The sequence below is a fragment of the Mucilaginibacter roseus genome, from assembly GCF_021215455.1.
GTDB classification, from domain to species: domain Bacteria; phylum Bacteroidota; class Bacteroidia; order Sphingobacteriales; family Sphingobacteriaceae; genus Mucilaginibacter; species Mucilaginibacter roseus.
The window spans coordinates 121,434-147,110 of the sequence record NZ_JAJPWV010000004.1; the positions used below are offsets into that span (position 1 = coordinate 121,434).

Sequence of the window (25,677 nt, forward strand, 5' to 3'; positions counted from 1 at the left end):
ATTATGAAACTGAAAACAATTACCGTACTACTAACTGCCGGACTGCTGGGTACCGCGGTGGTAGCCATCAGCAATGACGACAAGCCAGCAACTGTTAATGTTACTAAAAAAGGTTGGGTGAGCCTTTTTGATGGAAAAACACTTAATGGCTGGCACGCTTACAACAAACCCGGAACCGTTACCAACTGGACCGCAAAAGACGGCATACTTGCCTGTGTTGGAAGCGAACATGAATCAACCAACGGCGATATTGTAACCGATAAAGAGTACGGCAACTTTGAGCTTACCTGGGATTGGCAGATAGGTAAAGGTAGTAATAGTGGTGTAATGTATCATGTGGTTGAGGATGCCAAATACCCCTATACTTTTACTACCGGCCCCGAGTATCAGCTGATAGACGAAGTGGGCTGGGACGGCAAACTGGAAGACTGGCAAAAGGCAGGCTGCGATTATGCCATGCATTTGCCGAATGATAAAAAGAAGTTAAAACCTGTTGGCGAGTGGAACACCAGCAAAATTGTATTTAACAAAGGCCACGTGGAGCACTGGCTTAACGGCGCTAAGATACTGGAATTTGAAGCATGGTCGCCGGAGTGGAGCAAAAAGAAAACTACCGGTAAATGGAAAGATGATCCGGATTACGGTATGGCCAAGAAAGGCAGAATTGCTTTACAGGCCCATGGCGGTAAAATAGCCTTCAAAAACATTAAGATTATGGAACTGGCTGATTAAAACCTTATGATAAAAAAAGCGGGAGTAAATATTTACTCCCGCTTTTTCGTTTATTGTACTCTGCGCATATCCACATTATCAGGCGTGGTGAGCATAAGTGGCACCTTTTCAACCGTTACAAAGCTCAGGTCGAGCCCAAAGCCGCGCTCCTCAGATAAACTGGCCTTTTTAAGTTGCACGTAGATATCCATAATCAACTGCTCGTAAAAGGACAGGTTGTGCGAACGCGATAATGTTTTCTCGATTACAACGAAGCGGAAATCGCCTACGATATTGTGCTTGCCTAATGATTTATATTTACTGGTGATGTTCACCTCACCGTTTTTCACCAGATCCTCAACTACACGGCGAAACAATACATTGATCTGCTGCTCTACACGGAAACCAAGCTTAAAGTCGATACGGATCAGTTTACCCGGCACTAAAAAATCAACCTCATATTCGCGTGTGTAAGGCTCATCAACTACATCAACGTGCACCAGCCAATAAATATCAGCTCGCTTAGGCTGCTTTTGTAGTATGGAATAGATAATCTTTGATTCTACCTCCGAGTTGAAGTTGGCGCTGGTCAGGTAAACCAGTTGTGATGAATACTTGGGCACGGTTTCATCATCACTCAACTCGTTAATGATCTGGAAATAATCCTCAATCTCGATAAACTTAACGTACCGGTTCTTGATCTTGCGGGCGGTATGCCATGTCCACATCACCACAAACAGCATAAAGCCGATAGAAAGCGTAAACCAGCCGCCATGGATAAATTTAACCAGGTTGCCCAGCAAAAACGTACCCTCAATAACCAGATATACTGCAAAAAACAAAGCGATAAGATAAGTAGGAACTTTGCGACGCTGCAGAAATTTTGATACCAGTATGGTAGTCATCAGCATAGCTACGGTTATACTTAAACCGTAAGCCGCTTCCATTTTTTCGGACTTCTCAAACAATAGCACTACGATGATACAGCCCACGCAAAGTATCCAGTTAATGCTTGGAACGTAAAGCTGCCCTTTTTGGTCGGTAGGATAGTTAATGCGCACTTTAGGCCAAAGGTTAAGCCTTACAGCCTCTGCTATCAGCGTAAACGAACCGGATATGAGCGCCTGACTGGCGATAATAGCAGCAACTGTTGCCAGGCCAATACCGAATATCAGGAAGCCTTCGGGCATAATCAGGTAAAATGGGTTTTTAGCCCCCAGATATTCACCGTTATGATTAATAAGCCATACCGCCTGGCCAAGATAATTCAACACCAAACAGCTTTTTACATATATCCAGCTTACGCGTATATTTGAGCGGCCGCAGTGCCCCAAATCTGAATACAGCGCTTCGGCACCTGTTGTACACAGGAAAACGGCACCTAATATTACAAAGGCGTTAGGGTTATTACTTAATAGATCGTACGCATAATATGGATTTAGTGCTTTGAGCACCCATGGCATTTGCACTATCATCATAATGCCCAATACCCCCATCATAGTAAACCACAGGAACATGATAGGCCCGAATGCTTTACCTACCAGTGAAGTACCAAACTGTTGAATAATAAATAGCAAGGCTATAATAATGAGTACGATTTGGTATGTAGGTAGCGTCATCTGCGGAAAGCGAGTATGCAAACCTTCAATAGCCGATGATATAGTAATAGGTGGTGTGATAATACCATCGGCCAGCAGTGCGCAACCGCCAACTACCGCAGGTACAATGAGCCACTTGGCCTTACGCCGTACCAGAGAGAACAGCGAGAATATGCCACCCTCGCCCTTGTTATCAGCAAGCAGGGTAATTAACACATATTTTACGGTGGTTTGCAGTGTAAGCGTCCAAAATATGCATGAAACGCCGCCCAGTACAAGGCTCTCGTTTATTGCTTGCGCGCCTACAATTGCTTTAAATACGTATAGCGGAGAGGTACCGATATCGCCGTAGATGATCCCCAGGCTAATAAGCAATCCGGGGACGGTCAGTTTCTGAAGGTCTTTATGACTTGACACTATCTTATAAAAAATGCAAAATTATAAATTTTACGCACAAACTTAAACTTATTAACCCCGTATAAGTCAATGCATATGTCATTACAATGATACAGCCATTTTGTTAAAAATTGTTAAATATTAAATATAAAGGCTAACTTTTTGAATAGGCATGGTGTAATTTATACATTTGTAGCAGTGTAACTGTATGAGGCAAAAATTTACTCTTAATAATTTATGGTTTATCGTGATCGCAATAGCGGTGACCATGAATTTTGCTTTTGCAGAAACAACAGCTTCCCAGGATAGCCTTATCCTTAAAAAAAAGAACAAAACATCGTACCTGAAAAGCGGCTTACCTTTTACGCTGCCGCCGCTTAAACCAGGCACCGTATCAACAACCAAGCTTAGCGTTAACCGTCAGGATGATAAGCTGCTCAGCAACGTGCAAATTTATCCTAACCCGGTAACAGATCAGATCAACCTAAGGTATGACTTGTCGCGCAACAGCAACGTGACTATAAAAATTGTAGATATGCTGGGTAATGATGTAGCCACTATCTTCTCGCAGCATGTTAGCTCCGGCGATCAAAAATTCACTTACATCATCAACAACAAGTTGAGCCGCGGCTTTTACTTCCTGCGCATCATAGCCGGCACCGAGTCAACTATCAAGAGGCTTTCTGTTCTTTAGGCATTGTTTTTTCAGTCATTGGACATTAGCCATTTTCTTATGACATCTGCTTACTACTCGCAAAATTTCACGATCACTATTCATCAATAACTGATCGCCAAATCCTCACAATTCACCACTTACCATTAACCACAATTTACTTAGCTTTGGCGCTTCACCACATTTACTGTTATGAAGATTATTGCCATTGGGCGCAACTACGCCGAGCATGCCAGGGAACTGAACAACCCGGTGCCAACCACCCCGGTTATATTTATGAAACCGGATACCGCGTTGCTTAAGGATAATAAGCCGTTTTATCATCCTGAATTTAGTGAGGATGTGCATTATGAAACCGAACTGGTTTTAAAAATCTGCAAGGAAGGCAAACACATCAGCGAAAAGTTCGCGGCTAATTATTATAATGAAATTGGCCTGGGTATTGACTTTACCGCCCGTGATATTCAATCAAAACATAAAGAAAAAGGTTTGCCATGGGAGCTGGCCAAAAGTTTTGACGGCTCGGCGCCCATCAGTAATTTCCTTCCGAAGGATAAGTTTGCCGATCTGTATAACATCAATTTCAGCCTGAAAATAAATGGTGAAAATCGTCAGGCGGGCAACACAAACAACCTGCTTTTTTCGTTTGAACGTATCATCGCGTTTGTATCACAATACATCACCCTAAAAAAAGGCGACCTAATTTTTACCGGCACCCCTGAAGGCGTGGGCCGCGTAGCCATAGGCGATCACCTGGAAGGGTTTATTGAAGGTGAACAAATGCTTGATTTTTACGTGAAATAAAAACGGATGATATTAAAAAAACTTACGCTACTGGCAACCGGACTATTAATTTGCGGCAGCGCCGGAGCGCAAAACATTATACAAAACAACTTTTACCCTAAAGATATTTTTCGTTACCCGCTTGATCTGCCGCCCAGTACGGCAGGCTCATTCGGCGAGTTGCGGCCTAACCACTTCCACTCCGGCCTCGATTTTAAGACTAACCAGCGCACCGGCTATCCCATCTATTCTATTATGGACGGCTTTGTATCGCGCCTCCGCATACAGTACGGCGGCTTCGGCAGGGCGGTTTATATTACGCATCCTAATGGCTTTACTTCGGTTTACGGGCACCTGGAAAAGTTTAGCCCGGAGATAGAGGCTCTGATACGTGACTACCAAAATAAGCGCCAAAGCTACGAGGTGGATTTTCAGCTGCTACCCTTACAACTTCCCCTCAAAAAAGGTGAAGTGTTTGCCTGGACAGGTAATGCAGGCGCTTCAGCGGGGCCGCACCTGCACTTTGAACTTCGCGACAGCAAGACAGAGGAGACTATCAATCCGCAATTGTTTGGCCTTACGATACCCGATAAGGTACCACCTACCCTGCAAGCCATTGCAACTTATAACTTCGCTGATGGAGCGCCTTTCAGCGAAAAAACGCCGCACATGTTTTTAGCCGTGGTAGGCGCTAATGGCCAGTATCGTTTAAAAAATAATCAGCCCATACATCTAAGCGGCGAAACCGGCTTTGGGCTTACAGCCTATGATATGAATAGTGTTTCGCCTAACCATAACGGCATCTACTCTGTAGAACTTAAGCTGGATGGCAATACGATTTACACTTTCGCGGTGGAACGTTTTGGCTTCGATCAAACCCGGGCCATTAACGCTTACCTGGATTATCCGGCCTTCCTAACCTCTCGCCGCTGGATGCAGAAGTGCTTTGTGCCGCCGGGCAGTAACATATCGCTCTATCCACAATCAGTAAACCGTGGTATTATTAACTTTGATGATGATAATATGCACGAGGTGCAATACGTAGTGAAAGATGTTGCGGGCAATACGTCTACATTAACGGTAAACGTAAAATCTTCTAAAAACCAGGTAAAACCTTTTGTGCCTAAAGGCCCATTGTTTCAATATGATAAAACCAACGAGTTTAATAATGATAAGGTAAAGGTAATTATAGAGCCAGGCAACTTGTACGATAACCTCGACTTTAACTATGCACGCTTGCCGCGCAAACCCGGAGCTTACTCTGAAACACATCGTATACATAACCGCTTTATGCCCATACATTCCAGCTTTAGCTTATGGATAAAGCCCGACAGCACTATTGGCCAAAACGCCGATAAAGCTGTATTGATCAACACAGCAGGTAATATGGCCATTGGCAAGTTTGAGGACGGGTACGTAAAAGGCCAGTGCCGCTTTTTTGGCGATTATTATATCAAGGTTGATACCGTGCCGCCCGTAATTACGCCGGTAAACATTCGTGAGGGCAGCAACCTGTCGGCGGCCAAAAGCATTAACCTGCGCATGAGCGACAATCTTTCGGGCGTAAAAAGCTACACCGGCAAAATAGATGGCAAGTGGGTGCTGGTTGAGCACGACTACAAGACTAAATTGTTAAGATATTACTTTGACAAGGATATTAAGCCCGGAAAACATACATTTGAATTAACAGTAACCGATGCTAAAGATAATGCATCGCAATTTAGAGCTAACTTTTACCGATAAACAAGATGGCAACATTAGCAATTGGCGATAAAGCGCCGGATTTTGATGCAAAGGACCAAAACGGCAAAGCCGTTTCATTAGCCGACTTTAAAGGCAAAAACGTAATACTTTATTTTTACCCAAAGGATGATACCCCGGGTTGCACTGCCGAGGCTTGCAGTTTTAGGGATAACTATCAGTCGTTAGTAAGCCAGGGCTTTGAGGTGATTGGTGTAAGCACGGATGACGAGAAATCGCACAAAAAGTTTGAAACCAAATATAGCCTGCCCTTTACGCTGATTGCTGATGAAAGCAAGGAAATTGTTGAAGCCTACGGCGTTTGGGTGGAAAAAAACATGTATGGCAAAAAATATATGGGTACAGCACGTAAAACGTTTTTGATTAACGGAGATGGTATTATCGATCAGATTATTGATAAGGTGGATACCAAAAACTCGTCGCAGCAGATATTAGATGTGTTGAAATAACACCTATATATCAGATTAATATTTATTTTAGCCGAAATTTAGATTTTTTGCAATAAAACCTATCATTTAATGAAACAAGACATAGAGCAATTAAAACAAACCGCATCGCAGGTTCGTCGTGACATTGTGCGCATGGTACATGGCTGCCAGTCAGGCCACCCGGGCGGTTCATTAGGCTGTACCGACTTTTTGGTAGCCCTTTATTTTAACATCATGAACAACGACCCTTCGTTCAACATGGATGCCAAAGGCGAAGACCTGTTCTTCCTTTCAAACGGACACATTTCACCGGTATTTTACAGTGTATTGGCACATGCCGGTTACTTTGATAAATCAGAATTAAGCACCTTCCGCAAACTGAATTCAAGATTGCAGGGCCACCCAACTACCCATGAGGGTTTACCGGGTGTACGCATCGCTTCAGGTTCATTAGGCCAGGGCCTTTCAGTAGCCATTGGCGCTGCATTGGCTAAACGCCTTAATGGTGACGACAGCATTGTTTACACCCTGCATGGTGACGGTGAGCTGCAGGAAGGACAGATATGGGAAGCCGCCATGTTTGCTCCGCACAATAAATTAGATAGATTAATTGCTACTGTTGACTACAACGGCCAGCAGATTGACGGCCCTACCGAAATGGTACTATCATTAGGTAACCTGAAAGCAAAATTCGAAGCCTTTGGCTGGGAAGTGCTTGAAGAACCAAATGGTAACGATATGGCCAGCGTTGTTGCTGTGCTTGAAAAAGCCAAAAGCTTAACCGGTAAAGGCAAACCTATAGCCATATTGCTTAAAACAGGCATGGGTTACGGTGTAGACTTTATGATGGGCAGCCACAAATGGCACGGTGTTGCACCTAACGATGAGCAACTGGCAGTAGCTTTAGCTCAGCTTGAGGAAACACTGGGCGATTACTAAGCCCCCCGGCCCTTAAGGTAAGTTGCGGTTGCTGATGTAGCGGTTGCAATAGTTTGATCTAAATAATATCATATCACAATAAAAATTTAGCAAGTCCTCTACATTGGAGAGGATTTAAGTGAGGTTATGAAAAAATATACTTACACAGATAAAAAAGATACGCGTTCGGGTTTTGGCGACGGTTTGCTTGAAGCCGGTAAACGTAACCCGGAAGTGGTTGCACTTTGTGCCGACCTGGTAGGCTCATTAAAAATGGCCGACTTTATAAAAGCATTTCCTGAGCGCTTTTTCCAAACCGGTATTGCCGAGGCGAACATGATTGGTATGGCGGCAGGCTTAACCATTGGCGGTAAAATTCCGTTCACAGGTACCTTTGCCAACTTTTCAACCGGCCGTGTTTACGATCAGATCCGCCAGTCGGTAGCTTATTCTGACAAGAACGTGAAAATTTGCGCGTCGCATGCGGGCTTAACCCTTGGTGAGGATGGCGCAACCCACCAGATACTGGAAGACATTGGCCTGATGAAAATGTTACCGGGCATGACGGTGATCAACCCTTGCGATTACAACCAAACCAAGGCAGCAACCATCGCTATTGCCGAGCATCATGGCCCGGTTTACCTGCGTTTCGGTCGCCCTGTAGTACCTATTTTTACTGATGCAGATCAGAAATTCGAGATCGGCAAGGCATGGATGGTTAACGAGGGTGCTGACGTATCTATCTTCGCTACCGGCCACCTGGTATGGGAAGCTATACAAGCAGGCGAAAAATTGGCTGAGGAAGGCATTGATGCCGAGATTATTAATATCCACACCATTAAACCTTTAGATGCTGAGGCTGTCCTTAAATCAGTAGCAAAAACAGGTTGCGTGGTAACGGCCGAAGAGCATAACCGTTTAGGTGGCTTAGGCGATAGCATTGCACAATTACTGGCTGTTAACAACCCTACTCCGCAAGAGTATGTGGCTGTGAATGACAGCTTTGGCGAAAGCGGTACACCTGCACAGCTGATGACCAAATATGGTTTGGATGCTGAGCACATCATCGCAGCGGCTAAAAAAGTAATAGCACGTAAAAAACAAAACAGCTAAGTTCTTTATTTTAGGGTTAAAGATTTGATATGGCCGCACAGGCTGAAGACGAAGAAATACTAAGTAAGTTCCGCGACGAACGCACTAGGAACGAAGCCTTTAATCTGCTACTTAAAAAGTATCAGCAGAAAATTTATTGGCACGTGCGCCGCATGGTTATTGACCATGACGACGCCGACGACCTGACGCAGGATGTTTTCGTAAAGATATGGAAGAACTTACCGGGTTTCAGGAACGACGCGCAGTTGTACACCTGGATGTACCGTATTGCCACCAATGAGTGCATTACATTTTTGAACAGAAAGAAAATGAAAAATAATGTACCGCTGGATGATGTAGCTTATGAACTGGGCGATACATTGGCGGATTCGACGTACTTTAACGGCGACAAGGCCCAGCTGAAACTACAGCAGGCCTTGCTCACTTTACCCGAAAAACAAAGACTTGTGTTTAACATGAAATATTTTGACGATATGAAGTATGAAGAGATATCTGATGTACTGGGAACAAGTGTAGGGGCGCTTAAAGCGTCGTTCCATTTGGCAGTTAAAAAGATAGAAGCTTACCTCTTATCGTCAGAATTGTAATTTTTTAAAAATCACTTTAAACCTTTTGCTAAAGTATTAATCTAATGAGGGTATGAAGAGCGATATGGATACAAGAGATTGGCTGAATGATTTTCCCGCACTGAAACAGGTTGACGCAAAAAACCCGTTCACAGTGCCTGCAGGCTATTTCGATGACCTTCGCGAACGCACTCTTTCCCTTAAAAATTTAGATGATATAAGTACACGGCAAGCCGGCTTTTCTGTTCCCGAAAATTATTTTGAGGAGCTTGAAGGTAATATCAGCAGCCGTATTACCGTAGCCGCTGCGTTAAACGTAGAAAACACAGGTTTTATTTTACCTGATAACTACTTTGATGAACTGAGCAATAACATTCAAAGCCGTATTAACATCGAAGAAGCGGCCGGCAGCGAAAATGTAGGGTTTGGGGTGCCTGAAGGATATTTCGAAAACCTGCAACAAAACATAACCGCACGTATTGGTATTGATGAGGCCGTAAATGCCGACGAGCCTTTTGCCGTGCCTGCCGGTTATTTTGACAAACTAAATGCCGCTATTTTAAGCAAAACGGTCGATGCTGACCAGGAACAAGTTCAGCACGAACCGGTTAAAGAGCGCGGTATTATACGTAAGTTTCTTACATCAGGCGTTTACAGATATGCTGCTGCAGCTTGCGTTACCATTGCCATTGGTGTGAGCTTCTTTTTACAGAAAGATGCCCACCCGGTTGCAGCTAATGCGAATGCGCCACATGCCGATTCTTATCTGCACAGCCGCTTGTCAAACATTCCGCTGAATGAGATTCGCGGTTATGCGGAACAAAACCTTGATGCCGGTGAAACGCAAACTTACATTAGCGAAAACCTGAGCGACGAGGAGTTGTTGGACTATATTGATACTGAACTTTAATAATGAGTAATCTGGCCGGAAGAGTATATATTGTCATATTGTTTGTGCTGGGATTGTGCTTAACTGTTAAGGCGCAGGTGCCTGATAACGCGCGTGGTTTGCGTTATCAGCAAAATAAAAGCAACAACTCGGCAACGCAATCACGTTTTGCCAAGCTGGCAAACGCCAAAAAAGACTATTTTGAGCGGCAACTTAACCTTACCCCTGCCGAATCTAAAAAGTTTTGGCCTTTATACCGCCAGTATCAGCAACAGTTGGTTAATATTCGCCGTCTTAAACGCCTCAATAATTCAAGCGCGCAGCCTAACGGCCAGGAACAAATCAACAAAGAACTGTATTACGAAACTGAGCTGGTTAATATCCACAAGCGTTACAACGAAGAATTTTTGAAGATAATGCCAGCCGAAAAGGTAAGCGAACTCTACAAAAGCGAAAAGCAGTTTAACGACGAAGTGCTCAAACAACTCAGTGAACGCAGCGAACGCGCAGGAGATTAATTATTTTATTTGCGGAGTTATTAGTTTATAGATTGCATTCTCTTCCTTTATTTATACAAAATCCAATATCTATTACTTTACGTTTACCTTACAAGGTATGTCGTGATTGATATTTATCTTTGCCGGATAAATCAGTAATCGCACCTGCCATGCCTACGCTCCGCCAGCTTTTTCTTTCGCATAACGCCCAAACAACTGATTTTCCGCTGCTGCTGGAATTTGAGCGTGCCGAAGGTGTGTATATGTATGATGTACAAGGTAAAGCCTATATGGATCTGATATCGGGCATAGGCGTAAGCAGCATCGGCCACCGGCATCCGCGTGTGGTTGAGGCCATCAAAAACCAGGTTGACAAATACATGCACCTCATGGTGTATGGCGAATACGTACAAACACCCCAGGTACGCTTTGCCGAAAAACTGATATCTATATTACCCGAACGTTTAGAAACGGTGTACTTTGTAAACTCCGGCGCCGAAGCGGTTGAGGGAGCTTTGAAGCTGGCCAAGCGCTACACCGGCCAGTCAGAAATTATTGCATGCCATAACTCCTACCACGGCAGCACACACGGCGCTTTAAGCATAATGGGCAGCGATGAATTTAAACGCGGTTATGGTCCGTTACTCCCTGATGTAAGTTTCATTGCTTTTGACAGCTTGCATGACCTTGAAAAAATTACAGACAAAACCGCCTGCGTTATAGTTGAAACCATCCAGGGCGAAGCGGGTATACGTGTACCCGAGATACAATATATGCAAGCCCTTCGGCATAGATGTGATAAGACCGGCACCCTGTTGATTCTGGATGAGATACAGGCCGGTATGGGGCGTACGGGCAAATTATTCGCTTTTGAGCATTACGGCATTGAGCCGGATATTTTATTGCTGGCTAAAGCGCTTGGCGGCGGTATGCCCATAGGCGCTTTTATATCTTCCCGCGAAATTATGGGTGCTTTAAAGGATAATCCTATTTTGGGCCATATCACCACATTTGGCGGTCACCCGGTAAGCTGCGCGGCAGGACTGACAGCTCTTGAGGTGCTGCTCGCAGAGAATTTGATAGATAAAGTAGCGGAAAAAGAGCATTTGTTTAAGGCACTGCTGGTGCACCCGGCTATAAAGCAAGTTCGTGGCAAAGGCTTAATGCTGGCCGCGGAGTTTGAAAGCTTTGAACTGCTTAAGAAAATAATTGACCGCTGTATAGAACACGGTATTATAACCGACTGGTTTTTGCACTGCTCCAACTCGATGCGTATAGCCCCTCCCCTTGTTATCACGCATGATGAAATTAAAAAAGCTTGTGCTGTTATAATTGAGGCTATTGAATACTTACACGTAAGCAACTAACTTTCAAGCTTTTCTCATTATAACCTTATAACCCATCTACCTTTAAAATATATTTGCTATTAAATTTTAATTAAAAACGCACCCTTTGGTATGCTTTGTGCAACATAGTGTTTGCTGAAATAATAAAATGCTTTTAAAGCTTCTCAGCAAACTTTTTTGTTGATCTCGTGTCCTTTTTTTTGGCCGTTCTGCCAGACACATTGTATCAAAACACATTAACTAAAAATAAAAAGCAAACATATTACCAATGAAGATCGCCTATATATCTACCTATCCACCCAGAGAGTGCGGGATAGCTACGTTTAACCAAAATCTGATGCGTGCTATAAACGCTAATTTTCCGGAACGGAAAAAGCCCTCGGACGGTGGTTATGTAGTAGCCCTGAATGACTCGTCGGATATTGAAGAATATGAGTATCCCGAAGAAGTAAAATATGTAGTACGTCAAAATAACCAGAAGGACTATATCCGCGCAGCAAATTATATCAACACCAGCACGGTTGACGCCTGCATCCTGGAACATGAATTTGGAATATATGGCGGCGAGAGCGGCATCTATATCCTCCCACTGATCAACAGGTTAGAAAAACCCCTGATCTCTATATTGCATACTGTGCTTAAGGAGCCAAGCTATGTGCAGCGTATCATTATACGTGAAATTGCCGAGCAATCATCCAAAGTTGTAGTTATGAGCCAGCGCGCGGTTGAGTTCCTGACTGATATATATGATATCCCGGAGGAAAAAATTCAAATTATAGAGCATGGAGTTCCTGATCTAGAAGCGCCTGTTGATAACCCGGTTAAGAGCCTTTCTTCGTTTAAAAATCACCGAGTATTGCTTACGTTTGGCTTGCTAAGCCGTAACAAAGGCTTGGAAACCGTTATAAAAGCCTTACCTAAAATAGTCGAAAAGCATCCGGACGTGGTATATGTAATTTTAGGCAACACGCATCCCGGTGTACTTAAAAATTCCGGTGAAGAATACCGCGACTCGTTAAAAAGCCTGGCCGCGCAGCTTGGAGTAGCCAAAAATCTGGCTTTCATCAATAAATTCGTATCAGAAGAGGAATTGATCAACTACCTTACCGCTTGCGAGGTTTATGTAACGCCATATTTAAACGAGGCGCAAATTACCAGCGGTACTTTATCATACGCTGTTGGGTCGGGCGCGGCGGTAGTTTCGACACCTTACTGGCATGCGCAGGAGTTGCTGGCCCACAATCGTGGTCGTTTGTTCGACTTTAAAAATCACGATGCATTGTCAGACATTGTGATCGAACTGCTTGATGATGACAACGCCCTTAACGAGCTGAAACAAAACGCTTATCAATACGGCTTGCACCTGCGTTATCCTGCCATTGGCGCCGAGTTTATCAAGGTTGCCCAGGAAGCTTGCATGAGCCATGACTTTAGCGACAAAATACTTAAGAACAGCATTGTCGACCCGGAAATTTTACCCAACTTCAGCCTGGCGCATATATTGCGTTTAACTGATGATACCGGCATTGTGCAGCATGCCAAATACGGTATACCTAACCTGAAAGAGGGCTACTGCCTTGACGATAACTCACGCGCCCTCATTATGGCTATCATGGCCTATCAGCGTAACAAAAGCCAGGAAGCGTTTGACCTGCTGCCCGTTTACCTGAGTTACATACACTATATGCAAACGGACGATGGTAATTTCCGCAACTTCTTGAGCTTTGACAGGCGATACCTGGACGAGATAGGTTCTGAGGATTCATTCGGCCGTACCATCTGGGCTTTGGGTCATTTAATTGGTTGCGCGGCAAGTAATTCATACCGTGAGTTTGCGCTGGAGTTATTCCAAAAATCATTCCCGCACTTTAAAAACCTGCGCTATTTACGCGGCATGGCCAATACCATCATTGGCATAAGTTTATACCTGCAAGCTGTCCCTACTGATGAGGGCATGGTGCAGGAGCTTAACCGGCTTACCCAACCACTGGTTAACGCGTTTAACGAAGCGGCAACCGATGATTGGCAGTGGTTTGAAGAAGGCATGACCTATGACAATGCCATACTGCCTTTAGCGCTGCTCCACTCCTGCGAGATTACCGGCAATGAAGAGGTGCGCCAAATAGCGCTAAAATCAATGGCGTTTTTGGATAATCTGACCCTTTCAAACGGATATTTAAGCCCGGTAGGCAATGATGGCTGGTACTACCGTGGTGGAACCTTCCCGGTTTACGATCAGCAGGCTATTGAAACCATGGCTATGGTTTTGATGCATTTCCAGGCTTACAAAATATTCCGCACACCGGAATATATCGAGAAAATGTTCCTGAGCTACAAATGGTTCCTGGGAGAAAATACATTGCGCGCACCGCTTTATGACTATGAAACTAAAGGCTGCTGCGACGGCTTATTGCCAACAGGCATTAACCGTAACCAAGGTGCCGAAAGTACTTTAGCTTACATGATATCGCACCTTACGGTATTGAAAGCTTTTGAGCTGGAATACGAATACAACAAGTTTGGCCATAACGTACAAATCTGCTAAATGAAGGTAGCCGTATTAGCCCCCGTAGCCTGGCGCACACCGCCCAGGCATTACGGGCCCTGGGAGCAGGTGGCATCAAACATAGCCGAAGGCATGGTTAAGCTTGAGGTTGAGGTTACGCTTTTTGCTACGGGCGATTCCTTAACCACGGGTAAACTGGAAGCTATTTGCGAACAGGGTTACGAAGAAGATCGCAGTCAGGATGCTAAGGTGTTGGAGTGCCTGCACATCAGCAACCTGATGGAGAAGGCGGGAGAATTTGATCTGATCCATAACAACTTTGACTTTTTGCCCCTCACCTACTCCGGTTTAATTAAAACGCAGCTAATCACTACCATACACGGTTTTTCATCGGAAAAAATTATCCCGGTTTATAAAAAGTATAATTCGAGAGGGCATTATGTTTCTATCAGCAACTCAGACCGTAGCCCGCAACTGGAGTACCTTGCTACGGTATATAATGGCTTGGATATAAGCGACTTTGAATTTACTGCTGAGCCTGACGATTACCTGCTATATTTTGGTCGTATACATCACCATAAAGGCACTGCTGAATCAATAGAGATAGCTAAACGCACCGGTAAGAAACTACTGATAGCTGGAATTATACAGGACGAGAGTTATTACAAGGAAAAAGTTGAGCCGCATTTGGGTGATCAAATACAATATGTTGGCCACGCAGGGCCTGATAAGCGCAAGGAATTGCTAGGCAAGGCATCCGCCCTCTTGCACCCCATTAACTTTGACGAGCCATTTGGCATGAGTGTAGCGGAAGCTATGCTTTGCGGTACTCCGGTAATCGCTTTTAATCGAGGTTCGATGCCCGAATTAATCAGTCATGAAGAAACAGGTTTCCTGGTAACCAATGTTGACGAAGCCGTGGAAGCAGTAAGCCAGTTATCTAAGATCAACAGAAGCCAATGCCACGAGTGGGCAGCTTCGCAGTTCTCTCGCGATAAAATGGTTAGCGATTATTATAAGCTATATCAACAAATATTGGGCGCTTAAAGCGTTTTGTTGTCAGGCAGTTCAATAGCGTTGTCCTTACCTAACTTGCTGTTTTTGTAGCTGTAAGTAAAGTAGATTACTAAACCAATAACCAGCCAGGCTAAAAAGCGCAGCCAGTTGATGTAGCCTAACTCCGTCATCAGGTATAAACAACTTAGCAGACCTAAAACAGGTATTAACGAGAGGTTCTTGATGAACGATACAACGGCTATACCAGCGCTCACGATGATGAACAAAATAAGCGGGAAACGCTCGTGCACATTCTCGCCCGAAAGTAATTCTAATACAGGGCGGTGAAAACCGATCACCATGCCGATAAACAAGGCAGGCACGATAAATTTACCGTTAATATACGGCAGTTTAAAACGTCCCTGTACCGCAGCCTCACGGGGTAAAAGTAATACCCCGCCGCATACCAGCACAAAAGCGAACAGGGTGCCGATACTGGTAAGGTCTGTTACTTCAGTAAGGTTCATAAACAAAGCCGGTATGGCCACCACAAAACCAGTGACTATTGTAGCAAATGAAGGCGTTTTAAATTTAGGGTGAATGCGCGAAAACGCTTTTGGTAACAAACCGTCACGGCTCATGCTCATCCATATACGTGGCTGCCCCAACTGGAATATCAGCAAAACACTCGCCGTAGCAATAACCGCACTTACAGATATTACGTAACTTATTTTGGTCAGCCCAACCTTGGCAAATACAAACGCCAGCGGATCACCAACCTGCAAATCTTTATAGCTCACCATACCGGTTAGCACAAGGGCAATCAGCACATAAAGTATGGTACAAATAATTAATGAATAGATCATGCCCCGCGGCAGATCGCGTTGCGGGTTTTCACATTCTTCAGCCGTGGTTGATATGGCATCAAAGCCAATGTAGGCAAAGAAAACGCCCGAAACGCCCTTCATCACCCCACTAAAACCGTTCGGCATAAAGGGGTTCCAGTTGGCCGGGGTAACATAAAAAAAACCGAGCAATATTACTGCTATAACAACCGCTATTTTAAGCATTACCATGCCATTGGTAACCTTTTTAGTTTCGCGTATACCAATGTAAACCAGGTAAGTTATAGCCACCACAATAAGTAAAGCGGGTATATTTGCGATCAGTTTGAAATTACCCGCGCCCGGTGCGTTAACGAAAGCTGCTGCCGCATGGCGCATTTTATCGGTTATATCGGCAATATTGCCACCGGCGGTAAGTTTCTCTACATCCTCATGCGCTTTAAGGGCGGTATAGTAGTCCATCGTTAAGTATGACGGAATGTGGATATTAAAACCTTCGAGCAGATTGACAAAGTAAGTACTCCAGGAAATGGCTACGGCTATATTACCGATGGCATACTCCATCAATAAATCCCAACCAATGATCCAGGCAATCAATTCACCAAACGAAGCATAAGCGTAAGTATAAGCGCTGCCCGCAACCGGTATACGCGAGGCAAACTCGGCATAACAAAGGGCCGAGAAACCGCAGGTGATGGCTGTAATAACAAAAAGTATACTTACTCCCGGACCGCCATGAAAAGAGGCCTCGCCAATAGTACTGAATATACCGGCGCCAATAACAGCGGCGATACCCATCAGGGTAAGGTCTTTTACTTTAAGTGCTTTGGTAAGATGAGATGCGCCGCCTGAGTGCTCGCTGTCGCTGAAACCGCTTTCAACATCGGCTAAAATTTTTGAAACGGATTTTCTACGAAATATACTTTTCGACATTTATTAAATGCTTTATGAGGGCCAATCAACCCCAAACATAACCATTTTTTTGCATAGCCGCTGTATAAGGATTAATTTGCACCCATGAATACAGGAATAAAAAGTGTGCTTAACCGTATCAACGTTTTTTTTGTTCTGTATCTGCTGGTTTTATGTATCTGTTTAACTTTCAAACTCATTTACACGCGTGAGGAAATTTATTTCGCGGTAAATTCCCGGTATAACGAAGCAGCCGACCTGTTTTTTCAATATTACACCAACATAGGCGACGGCCTGTTTACCATTGCAATAGCCGCAGTACTCCTGCTTTTTTTCAGTTACCGGAAAGCGTTTTTGTTGGCCACGAGCTACGCAGTTTCATCACTCATCGCCCAGATTTTAAAGTTTGCGTTTGACGCCCCTCGCCCGAAACTATATTTTTCGAGCAAATTAGAAGGTATACACTTTGTTAAGGATGTACATGTTTATACGCTGCATAGTTTTCCGTCCGGCCACTCTGTTACGGCATTTTCAACCGCGGTGGTGCTTTGCTACTTCGTCAGGCAAAAGGCCTGGAGCATTGTGCTGCTGGTTTTAGCCATATTTGCAGGTTACTCGCGCATGTACCTTAGCGAACATTTTTTTGAGGACGTGGTAGCCGGTTCGGTAACCGGTGTAATTATTACTGTGCTCTGGTTAAGCTGGATTGACGGTAAACAATTTTTAAATTCACCCAAGTGGCAAAACGGGCTGTTAAAAAAGCAGAGTAGTTAAATATCATCGCCATCGCGCGTTAGCGGCGTTTCGCCTTGCAGAAAAATGGTGCGGGTATGCTGATCTATATTATAATCCCAACTTATGGTGTTATTTTCTCCACTTTCAATACCCGAGCAGGTAAAACTGTAGTTAACCCTGAACCTGCACCTGAACGAGCCCGACAAACCATCATCGGCAGGCTTAATCAACTCAATAGTAAACGCCTTAACTTCCGGGCTGGTCCCCATCCCCCAGTGATAGCGCTCCAGCCGGTTGCACATTAAGGCATGGTTTTCCGGTTTGCTCAGCAACTGATTCAAGAACAGGTCAGCATCAGTATTACTTTCAGGTGGATTGACGGTTAAAGAAAATTCTAACGTTTCAGACATGTGGCAAATATAATAAATACCTTACCCCGGCCCTATTCTGAGTAAAGGGTATATTATTTAATTGGATTATAGTATCGGGGGAATTTATTACGTAATCTTTAACTTTTGAAGTAGAAAGTACGATAACTAATCGACATGTTAATAAATACTTTACGCCCTTTTGGCATAAAACTCTACCTTTAGCGTCACCCTAAAGTTAGGCAGGCAGGTATAGATAATTTGATTGTCACAATGTCAGCACCCTACTTGTGGCAAGCAATTTGATTAGTATATATTTGTATAACAAAATTAAAAAGGAAGAAAGATCATGGCTTTAGAAATAACCGATGCAAACTTCGAAGAACTTGTATTAAAATCAGATAAACCGGTATTAGTTGATTTTTGGGCGGAGTGGTGCGGCCCTTGTCGCATGGTAGGCCCTGTAGTTGAGGAGTTAGCCAAAGAGTACGATGGCAAAGCTGTTGTAGGTAAAGTAAATGTTGATAACAATCCCGGTATATCAATGAAGTTCGGCATCCGTAATATACCCGCGCTGCTGTTCTTTAAAAACGGCGAGATTGTTGACAAACAAATCGGCGCGGTGCCAAAATCAATTTTAGCTAATAAACTAAACGCTCAGGTATAATCCTCCTGTCGTTTTTATATAAAGAGAGCGGTGCTTATGTACCGCTTTTTTTATGCGCTTTACTTTTTAAACGCATCCAATAAAAATGCGCATATCGTCGTCCGAGTAATAATCTTCCACGCAAACACTACCCTTCAAAGCCTGCGGGTGTTCAAAAAGCTTATCGATTAGCTTTGGTATAGCAGGCACGTTTGCGGGCCAATTGCTTAATGTTGTACATAAATAACGGTTTTGCGGAATAATATACAACGGCAGATCAACCACTTCAAATTCTGCTTTAAACCTGGCCGTAGCGCAAGCGTAATAATAAAAATCTCCGTTATCACACCCGCTTATGCCAAATACCTGCCTGCCGGTGAAGCCACCGCATAATTGTTCGAGCTTTTCAAACGTGGCCGGAATATCCGGCTGGGTACAAGCCGACAGGTAAAAGCATTCTATATCATTAGTTAAGTCATGAGTATAAACTTCCATAGGTTTGCAGCAGGTTTACACATCAAATGTAAACACTATGCCCTTAACTTGCAGGCGGTATAAGCGTCATAATTCGGGGTGATACGCGACAGGCTACCGCTTTAGAAATTAAAATAGCTACTTTAGTGTTATGGCAACTTTGCAAAACAATCAACACATCAGGCAACTGGCTAACCTCGAGTTACTGGCGCAGCAGGTTGTTGAGGGTTTTATAACCGGTTTGCACCAAAGCCCGTTTCACGGCTTTTCGGTAGAATTTGCCGAGCATCGCTTATATAATAATGGCGAATCCGTAAAAAACATCGACTGGAAGCTGCTGGCCCGTACCGATAAGTTGTTTGTAAAGCAATTTGAGGAAGAAACAAATTTGCGCGCTTATTTGCTGTTGGACACTTCCTCATCCATGAACTATCCGGAAAAAGGTTTAAGTAAGCTGCAGTTCTCGATATACGCCATGGCATCGCTGATGTATCTTTTTAAAAAGCAGCGCGATGCGTTTGGACTGTGCACCTTTTCAAATAAAGTAGATTTTTTAAGCGCGGCGCGTTCAACCGGTAAACATTTGTTTTACCTGTTTGCCGAACTGGAAAAAGCTTACGAAAATAAGCGTACAAACACAGCTACAGATATTGCTAAAGTACTGCATCACATTGCTGCCGAAGTGCATCAGCGCTCGCTGATCATCGTTTTTAGCGATATGCTCGAAAATAACATGGATGATCTGAAGCTTAACGCGCTTTTCGCGGCTGTTCAGCATCTTAAATTTGCTAAACATGAAGTAGTGATTTTTAACGTGACTGATAAAAAGCACGAACTTGATTTCGACTTTGATAACCGCCCGCATCATTTTATCGATATGGAAACCGGCGATGAGATCAAGGTGCATCCTAATCGCATCCGTGAGGCATACCGTTCATCCTTGCAAAACTATCGCCATCAGTTGCAACTCAAATGCGCGCAATACGATATTGACCTGGTAGATGCCGATATCAGCGCCGGATATAACGAAGTGCTCAAAGCATATCTCGTTAAGAGGAATAAAATGATTTAGATAGTCAGTAGTAAAAAGGTGAGTAGTAAGAATACGGTAATTAACACATAAGGATTAGCTCACAACTCATCATTAGCCGCGCACTATACCACTTTTTCTAAAAAAAATAAACTAATCGTAATGCAAATTGTGTTTACTGTTATTGTGTTGCTTTTTTGCCTAAAAGATAAAAAAACAAAGAAAATAACGCAATCAAATTTCCTGTATAGCTGTTAGTGATAAAACTTATCTATTTTATATGAGACTTCCTATTGTACGCAAACCAATACGAGTTAACCCGGATTCGAAGCGCGTAATAGCCCGATTTTTTTTCAATGGTAACGAGCGTGCCAAACAGGTAATACAAAAAGTGATGGTGATTAGTGAGGATGCTGCCTTTGGTATCGTATCGCCCATATTGCAGGAGTACTCAAAACGCCACCGTAATATAACACGCGTCCTCAATCGGCATTGCAGCAAATTAAAACCGCTGTTTGAGGAGCTTGGGATTGATTTTGACTCATTATCCGTTTACCGCAAATTGCTGATAGGTTCATATTTTACACATGAATATTCTATTGAGTCAGCCGCGTTCTTTAATCCATCTATTGTTGATGATCCGGACCAAACCGAGCTTGAGGAAGGCGAGCGCCGGGTAATCATGAGCTTTAGGGCTGTAGGCGAAGGCCATATCTCTTCAATTACTTTCCGCAGGGCGTTGTTTGATAAAAATAACAACATTACCGTATTACCCGCAGGTAACTATATAGATGAGGCCGAAATAGTACGTAACGCGGTATATAATAAAAAACTGTTTTTTGAGAAGGCCGTTGCCACGCAGATCAATGTTGATGTGCTGAAGGAACTGGAATCAAAGCTTGACCATCATTTTGAATATTCAAATTTGAGACGCATCATCCTGGATTCGCAAAAGATGCAGGAAGACGATGCATACAAATTGGAATATGACAAGATACTCTGGCTGGCCGATTCGTATTACGAAATTGTATTTTCGTTAGACACCGATATATCAGACCGGGTTATATTCCCGATATCTGAATATGAACGCAAAGGGATTGAAGACGCGCGTTTTGTAAAGTTTACTGATGACGACGGCAGCCACACCTATTACGCCACTTATACTGCTTATGATGGCGCGCTGATTATGCCTAAGCTGTTGCAAACCACTGATTTTTATAATTTCAGGATAATGCCTTTGTATGGCGACGGTGCACAAAACAAAAACCTGGCATTATTCCCGCGCAAAATTAACGGCAAATACGCCATGATATCACGTATTGATGGGTGCAATAACTATATCATGTACTCTGATAAGATCAACATCTGGGAGAAACCGGTATTGTTGCAGGAGCCCCGATTTACCTGGGAATTTATACAAATTGGTAACTGCGGTTCGCCTATTGAAACCGAACACGGCTGGATCATGATTACCCATGGTGTTGGCCCTATGCGCAGGTATGTTTTAGGTGCCAGCCTGTTAAAACTGGATGATCCATCAGTTGAGATCGGCCGTTTAAAAGAGCCATTAATTATACCTAACAGCGAAGAGCGTGAAGGTTACGTACCAAACGTTATTTATTCCTGCGGATCGATCGTGAACAACAACAAGTTGATCATTCCTTATGGTTTGTCAGATTATTCAACATCATTTGTTGAAATGGACCTTAACGAGTTGATCAATAAATTAAAGTCCGACGGCATTTAAATGCCGGGCAACGTAATAAAAAAGGGACGGATTCTTAAAGAATCCGTCCCTTTTGTTTTAGGAGTATTGTAGATTATGACAATGCAGTTTCTTCACGTTTACGGAACAGGAAGAAAGCAATTAAACCTAATGCCAATGCACCGCCGCCGTACAAGGCAATTTTACCGGTTTGCGAAACACCACTTGGTTCGGTATTCACATATTGGTCAGTACGTTGTAATTCATTTGATGCTTTAATTGAACTAAAGAACGTCTTATTTTCAGCCTTCACTAAGCCTTTACGACTTTCCGGATACATGTATTCAAAGGTATAAGTGGCATCTTTGGTGTATATAACCGCGAAATCTCTTATTTCAACACCATTACCGTTATCGGCTTCTAAACCAAATACCTTGGCTTTAAGGTTTCCTATGGTAGTATCACGGGCATTCAACACGCTGCCCGATGATTGACCTTGCACCTTGGTTATATATTCTTTAAATACATTGTTCAGGTCCTTTTCCTTTTTAAGTGGCTTGGCGTTACCATTTGCGGAGCGTATTACCACAATGTAACCTAATGAGCCACTGCCCGAATATATCTTTTGTCCTAAAGTGTCTTTAACTTCATGTTCAACAGGTAGGTTGACAGATATAACACTATCAATTTTTACCGGCTTTAACTCCTGCGCACCTGCTGCAAAGCTAAAAGCCATTATGCCGAGTATAAGTGATGCTATCTTTTTCATACACTAAGCATTGCTATAATTATGCCAAACCGTACTTTTTACAGTACAGTTTCAGCGGCTTAGCAAAAGGGGGTGCTGCCTTTTTGCAATAGTATAAATGCTAAAAATAAGATACAATATATTTTAAATCAGTTATTTATGTCAATAAAAGGATTGTAGCAAAAATGATTTTAACGCATATCTTGTTAGATAATAACGTTACATAAAAAAGGCCTGTCCGATACACGAACAGGCCTCTGATAACTGTTGCTATTTGCTACAGTTTTTCCATTTCGCTGCGTACAAACTCCGCAAGTTCTTTAACATAACCTGCACTAAAATCGAACTTGATTCCGGCGGTCTCATATATCTCGCGGATGGTTTTGGTGTAACCCAGTTTTAAGGCATCGAGGTATTGCTGCAAACCTTTCTCAGGGTTCTCTTTGTAATTTTTCCATACTGCAATAGCTCCCAGTTGTGCCATGCCATACTCAATATAATAAAACGGCACCTCAAAAATATGTAATTGTTTTTGCCATAAATTGGCTTCAGCTTCCGGATGTTCGCTCCAATCTACAAAGCCGGCGCCAAATGGCTCGTATATCTGTATCCAGGCTTCGCGGCGTTGCCCGGCAGTATGGTCGGGGTTCGTATATATCCAGTGTTGAAACTGATCTACCACGGCTACCCAAGGCAATGTTTTTAATACATCGATTAACTGATCACGGCGGGCGCGTTTCATGTCCTCTTCATTATCAAAATACACTTTCCAGTTATCCATAGAGATTAGCTCCATCGACATGGAAGCCAGCTCGGCTACCTCAGAAGGGCAATGTTTAAAATCGTTCAATTCCAGGTCAGCCGTTAAAAAAGTATGTACCGCGTGGCCACCTTCATGTACCATAGTAGTCAGGTCGCGAAAGGTATTGGCCGAGTTCATGAATATGAACGGCGCACCGGTTTCGGCCAGCGGATAGTTGTAACCACCCGGAGCCTTACCCTTGCGGCTTTCTACATCAAACAAACCATTATCTTTCATGATCTCCAAGCGCTCACCCAGGTAACGGTTGATCTCGCTGAAGCATTGTATTGATTTCTCGATCAAATCGTCACCATCCTTAAATGGCTTAAGCGGAGCTTTGCCGGATGTATCAACATCAACGTCCCAAGGTTTCAGAGTTTCCAGGCCTAAAGCTTCCTTGCGCTTTTCGGCCTGTTCGCGTAAAATAGGTACTATCTCAGTTTCAATAGCGGCATGAAACTCATAGCAATCCTGCGGGGTGTAATCAAACCTGCCCAGCGCCTGGAACATGTAATCCCTGAAATTCTCGAATCCCGCGTTCAATGCCACTTTATGCCTTAACGAGCGCAGGTGATCAAACAATTCATCTAACTTCTCACGATCCTGTAAGCGGCGGGCGGTGATCTTTTCCCAGGCTTCCTGGCGTAATACGCGATCAGTGCCTTTTAACAAGGCTGAAGCTTGTTCCAAAGTAAATTCCTTATCACCGATGTGCACGCTCATGGAGCCTGTTATACCTTGGTATTTTTGCTGCTCTATCTGAATTTCGGTTTGCAACGGGATATTCTCTTCCCTAAATAATTCAAGCGCCTTGCGGACGCCACGCAGGTAAATGAAGTACTTGCCATCGTCTAAACCATCAACAAACTCATTACTAATCAACTTTTCGTTCAGCTTATTATTGTAAGGCGCGGTTTTAGGCTCTATTTCGGTAGCGAAGTACTGGAAATTTTGCAACAGCTCCTCGCTGGTGGTATCGCAGGTCATACGGATGTAGCGCCAAGCAAAATCCTCTTCCAATGCGGCTTCAAGCTCGCTGCGGTCGCGCAGCCATTGCTCCAGTTCTTCAACCGAATTTATAGGGCGATCAACTAACTCGTTATAAACAGGTTCCAGGTTTTCCCATTTTATTTCAAGATCAGCCGGGATGTATTTGCGTGTTTTTTTATGTATCATGGTATAACGTAAACGTTTTAAAATGCTAAGTTATACAATTGAACATCATGTGCACGTAAAAGGTTCAGCGTTTAAATTGTGTTTGCGATAAATGTATAATGCCATCGCGATAAGCGGTTGGCTTTATGTTAAATGCCTTTTCAAACTTTGAGGAACCAAATATATAATCATGGTCATATTGGTAGTACATCTCCACCGTACCCATAATGGTTTTATTGAATAGGCCGGCCATCCACAGCATCATTTTGTTGATGCTGGAAAACTTAGTTGCTACGCCAAACACATCTGCAGCCAGTTCAATAAACTGCTTGCCAGTTAATGCCGGCGCTGATGGGGCATGCCATATTTGGTTGTCACTCTCAGGGGTTTGGCCTAACAGGTACATAGCCTTGCCGGCATCAGGCACATAGGTAAAGGTATGTTTGGTACGGGCGTCACCAATCCACTGTGCTTTTTGCCCTTTTGAGAATTTATCAAGCACCATCATATCAAAAAAGCTATTCATACTTTCGGCACCATAAAAATCGGCACCCCGTAATATAGATGCTTTTATATTTCCGGCTTTAACTTCGTCCATCAAGGTGATAGCTGTTTTGGCGCGTACCTCGCCCTTTACACTTGTTGGATTGTAAGGTGTATCTTCCGTCATTAGCCCGTTAACCAGGCCGTACATATATACGTTGTCAAAAAATATCAGGCGGGCACCGGTGTCCTTAGCGGCATCTATTACATTTCGTGTAATAATGGGCCATTGCTCGCGCCACACATCTTTATCATAAACAAGCCCGGCGCACAGGTAAATTACGGTGGAGCCTTTCACGGCATTTAATACTTCATTACGGTTAAGCAGATCAGCCTTTTGCCAGCTAACATTGCTTTCGCTAAATTTTGATGGGCGGCGGCTTACCAGTTTTACAGTTTGGTTATTATCTATCAGTTGGCTGGTGAGCGCATTGGCTACAGGGCCGCCCGCTCCTAAAATGGTGTGCATAGCTTTATTGTTTTGTTATACACAAAGCTACCTGTGCTAATAATCTTAAATCGTTAACAAAAGA

24 protein-coding genes are annotated in these 25,677 nt (G+C 43.6%); 17 read left to right on the top strand and 7 right to left on the bottom strand.

All coding sequences use genetic code 11. The features are described 5' to 3' along the window. Positions 1-3 precede the first annotated feature (3 nt). The gene (locus LT679_RS13775) at positions 4-732 is read left to right on the top strand and encodes a 3-keto-disaccharide hydrolase (RefSeq protein ID WP_232178186.1); all 729 of its coding nucleotides are present in this window, start codon (positions 4-6) and stop codon (positions 730-732) included. Positions 733-782: 50 nt separating this feature from the next. On the opposite strand, the gene LT679_RS13780 is transcribed toward LT679_RS13775, so the two are convergent. Further along, the gene (locus tag LT679_RS13780; protein ID WP_232178187.1) at positions 783-2,726 is read right to left on the bottom strand and encodes a KUP/HAK/KT family potassium transporter; all 1,944 of its coding nucleotides are present in this window, start codon (positions 2,724-2,726) and stop codon (positions 783-785) included. Positions 2,727-2,973: 247 nt separating this feature from the next. Between LT679_RS13780 and LT679_RS13785 the strand changes: the two genes are divergently transcribed. The 12 genes from LT679_RS13785 (at position 2,974) to LT679_RS13840 (ending at position 15,232) form a co-directional block, all read left to right on the top strand. Next, positions 2,974-3,399: a T9SS type A sorting domain-containing protein gene (locus tag LT679_RS13785; RefSeq protein WP_232178188.1), complete on the top strand. Its 426-nt coding sequence runs from the start codon at positions 2,974-2,976 to the stop codon at positions 3,397-3,399. A gap of 171 nt (positions 3,400-3,570) precedes the next feature. Further along, positions 3,571-4,182: a fumarylacetoacetate hydrolase family protein gene (locus tag LT679_RS13790; RefSeq protein WP_232178189.1), complete on the top strand. Its 612-nt coding sequence runs from the start codon at positions 3,571-3,573 to the stop codon at positions 4,180-4,182. Positions 4,183-4,188: 6 nt separating this feature from the next. Next, positions 4,189-5,904 (top strand): M23 family metallopeptidase, encoded by a 1,716-nt coding sequence (locus LT679_RS13795; RefSeq protein ID WP_232178190.1) that lies wholly within the window; start codon positions 4,189-4,191, stop codon positions 5,902-5,904. Positions 5,905-5,909: 5 nt separating this feature from the next. Then, positions 5,910-6,371, top strand: a complete 462-nt coding sequence (gene bcp / locus LT679_RS13800) for a thioredoxin-dependent thiol peroxidase (RefSeq protein WP_232178191.1) — start codon at positions 5,910-5,912, stop codon at positions 6,369-6,371. Positions 6,372-6,440: 69 nt separating this feature from the next. Further along, on the top strand, positions 6,441-7,289 hold the full coding sequence (locus LT679_RS13805) for a transketolase (RefSeq protein ID WP_232178192.1): 849 nt from the start codon (positions 6,441-6,443) through the stop codon (positions 7,287-7,289). 126 nt (positions 7,290-7,415) lie between these two features. Then, complete coding sequence (locus tag LT679_RS13810; protein ID WP_194101127.1) at positions 7,416-8,381, top strand: transketolase family protein; 966 nt, start codon at positions 7,416-7,418, stop codon at positions 8,379-8,381. Between the two features lie 29 nt (positions 8,382-8,410). After that, positions 8,411-8,968, top strand: coding sequence for an RNA polymerase sigma factor (locus LT679_RS13815; protein ID WP_232178193.1), 558 nt, complete (start codon positions 8,411-8,413; stop codon positions 8,966-8,968). A 64-nt stretch (positions 8,969-9,032) separates the two neighbouring features. Next, on the top strand, positions 9,033-9,857 hold the full coding sequence (locus LT679_RS13820; RefSeq protein ID WP_232178194.1) for a hypothetical protein: 825 nt from the start codon (positions 9,033-9,035) through the stop codon (positions 9,855-9,857). A 2-nt stretch (positions 9,858-9,859) separates the two neighbouring features. Continuing rightward, positions 9,860-10,354 (top strand): hypothetical protein, encoded by a 495-nt coding sequence (locus LT679_RS13825; RefSeq protein WP_232178195.1) that lies wholly within the window; start codon positions 9,860-9,862, stop codon positions 10,352-10,354. Between the two features lie 149 nt (positions 10,355-10,503). Then, on the top strand, positions 10,504-11,700 hold the full coding sequence (locus tag LT679_RS13830) for an aspartate aminotransferase family protein (protein WP_232178196.1): 1,197 nt from the start codon (positions 10,504-10,506) through the stop codon (positions 11,698-11,700). A gap of 247 nt (positions 11,701-11,947) precedes the next feature. Next, positions 11,948-14,224, top strand: a complete 2,277-nt coding sequence (locus LT679_RS13835; protein WP_232178197.1) for a glycosyltransferase family 4 protein — start codon at positions 11,948-11,950, stop codon at positions 14,222-14,224. Continuing rightward, the gene (locus tag LT679_RS13840; RefSeq protein ID WP_232178198.1) at positions 14,225-15,232 is read left to right on the top strand and encodes a glycosyltransferase family 4 protein; all 1,008 of its coding nucleotides are present in this window, start codon (positions 14,225-14,227) and stop codon (positions 15,230-15,232) included. Here the strand turns inward: LT679_RS13840 and LT679_RS13845 are convergent. Continuing rightward, on the bottom strand, positions 15,229-16,959 hold the full coding sequence (locus LT679_RS13845) for an amino acid permease (RefSeq protein WP_232178199.1): 1,731 nt from the start codon (positions 16,957-16,959) through the stop codon (positions 15,229-15,231). The two genes, LT679_RS13840 and LT679_RS13845, sit on opposite strands and share 4 nt — an antisense overlap. 84 nt (positions 16,960-17,043) lie before the next feature. On the opposite strand from LT679_RS13845, the gene LT679_RS13850 reads away from it, so the two are divergent. Then, a complete protein-coding gene (locus tag LT679_RS13850; RefSeq protein ID WP_232178200.1) occupies positions 17,044-17,712 on the top strand; it encodes a phosphatase PAP2 family protein in 669 nt (222 codons plus the stop codon). Here LT679_RS13850 and LT679_RS13855 read toward each other — a convergent pair. Then, positions 17,709-18,083: a hypothetical protein gene (locus LT679_RS13855; RefSeq protein ID WP_232178201.1), complete on the bottom strand. Its 375-nt coding sequence runs from the start codon at positions 18,081-18,083 to the stop codon at positions 17,709-17,711. The genes LT679_RS13850 and LT679_RS13855 overlap by 4 nt on opposite strands. 307 nt (positions 18,084-18,390) lie before the next feature. Here LT679_RS13855 and trxA point away from each other — a divergent pair, with 307 nt between their 5' ends. Next, complete coding sequence (trxA, locus tag LT679_RS13860) at positions 18,391-18,708, top strand: thioredoxin (RefSeq protein WP_232178202.1); 318 nt, start codon at positions 18,391-18,393, stop codon at positions 18,706-18,708. 66 nt (positions 18,709-18,774) lie between these two features. Here trxA and LT679_RS13865 read toward each other — a convergent pair whose 3' ends face one another. Continuing rightward, positions 18,775-19,182: a hypothetical protein gene (locus LT679_RS13865; protein ID WP_232178203.1), complete on the bottom strand. Its 408-nt coding sequence runs from the start codon at positions 19,180-19,182 to the stop codon at positions 18,775-18,777. A 130-nt stretch (positions 19,183-19,312) separates the two neighbouring features. Between LT679_RS13865 and LT679_RS13870 the strand changes: the two genes are divergently transcribed. Both LT679_RS13870 and LT679_RS13875 read left to right on the top strand, forming a co-directional pair. Continuing rightward, positions 19,313-20,233 carry a DUF58 domain-containing protein gene (locus LT679_RS13870; protein ID WP_232178204.1) on the top strand — a complete coding sequence of 307 codons (921 nt, stop codon included), beginning with the start codon at positions 19,313-19,315 and terminating at the stop codon, positions 20,231-20,233. A gap of 238 nt (positions 20,234-20,471) precedes the next feature. Continuing rightward, positions 20,472-21,938: a glycoside hydrolase family 130 protein gene (locus LT679_RS13875; protein ID WP_232178205.1), complete on the top strand. Its 1,467-nt coding sequence runs from the start codon at positions 20,472-20,474 to the stop codon at positions 21,936-21,938. Between the two features lie 73 nt (positions 21,939-22,011). On the opposite strand, the gene LT679_RS13880 is transcribed toward LT679_RS13875, so the two are convergent. From LT679_RS13880 to LT679_RS13890, 3 genes are all read right to left on the bottom strand, one after another. Further along, complete coding sequence (locus tag LT679_RS13880; protein ID WP_232178206.1) at positions 22,012-22,665, bottom strand: hypothetical protein; 654 nt, start codon at positions 22,663-22,665, stop codon at positions 22,012-22,014. Between the two features lie 256 nt (positions 22,666-22,921). Beyond that, positions 22,922-24,622: a M3 family oligoendopeptidase gene (locus LT679_RS13885; RefSeq protein WP_232178207.1), complete on the bottom strand. Its 1,701-nt coding sequence runs from the start codon at positions 24,620-24,622 to the stop codon at positions 22,922-22,924. A 64-nt stretch (positions 24,623-24,686) separates the two neighbouring features. Further along, positions 24,687-25,613, bottom strand: a complete 927-nt coding sequence (locus LT679_RS13890) for an NAD-dependent epimerase/dehydratase family protein (RefSeq protein WP_232178208.1) — start codon at positions 25,611-25,613, stop codon at positions 24,687-24,689. Positions 25,614-25,677 lie beyond the last annotated feature (64 nt).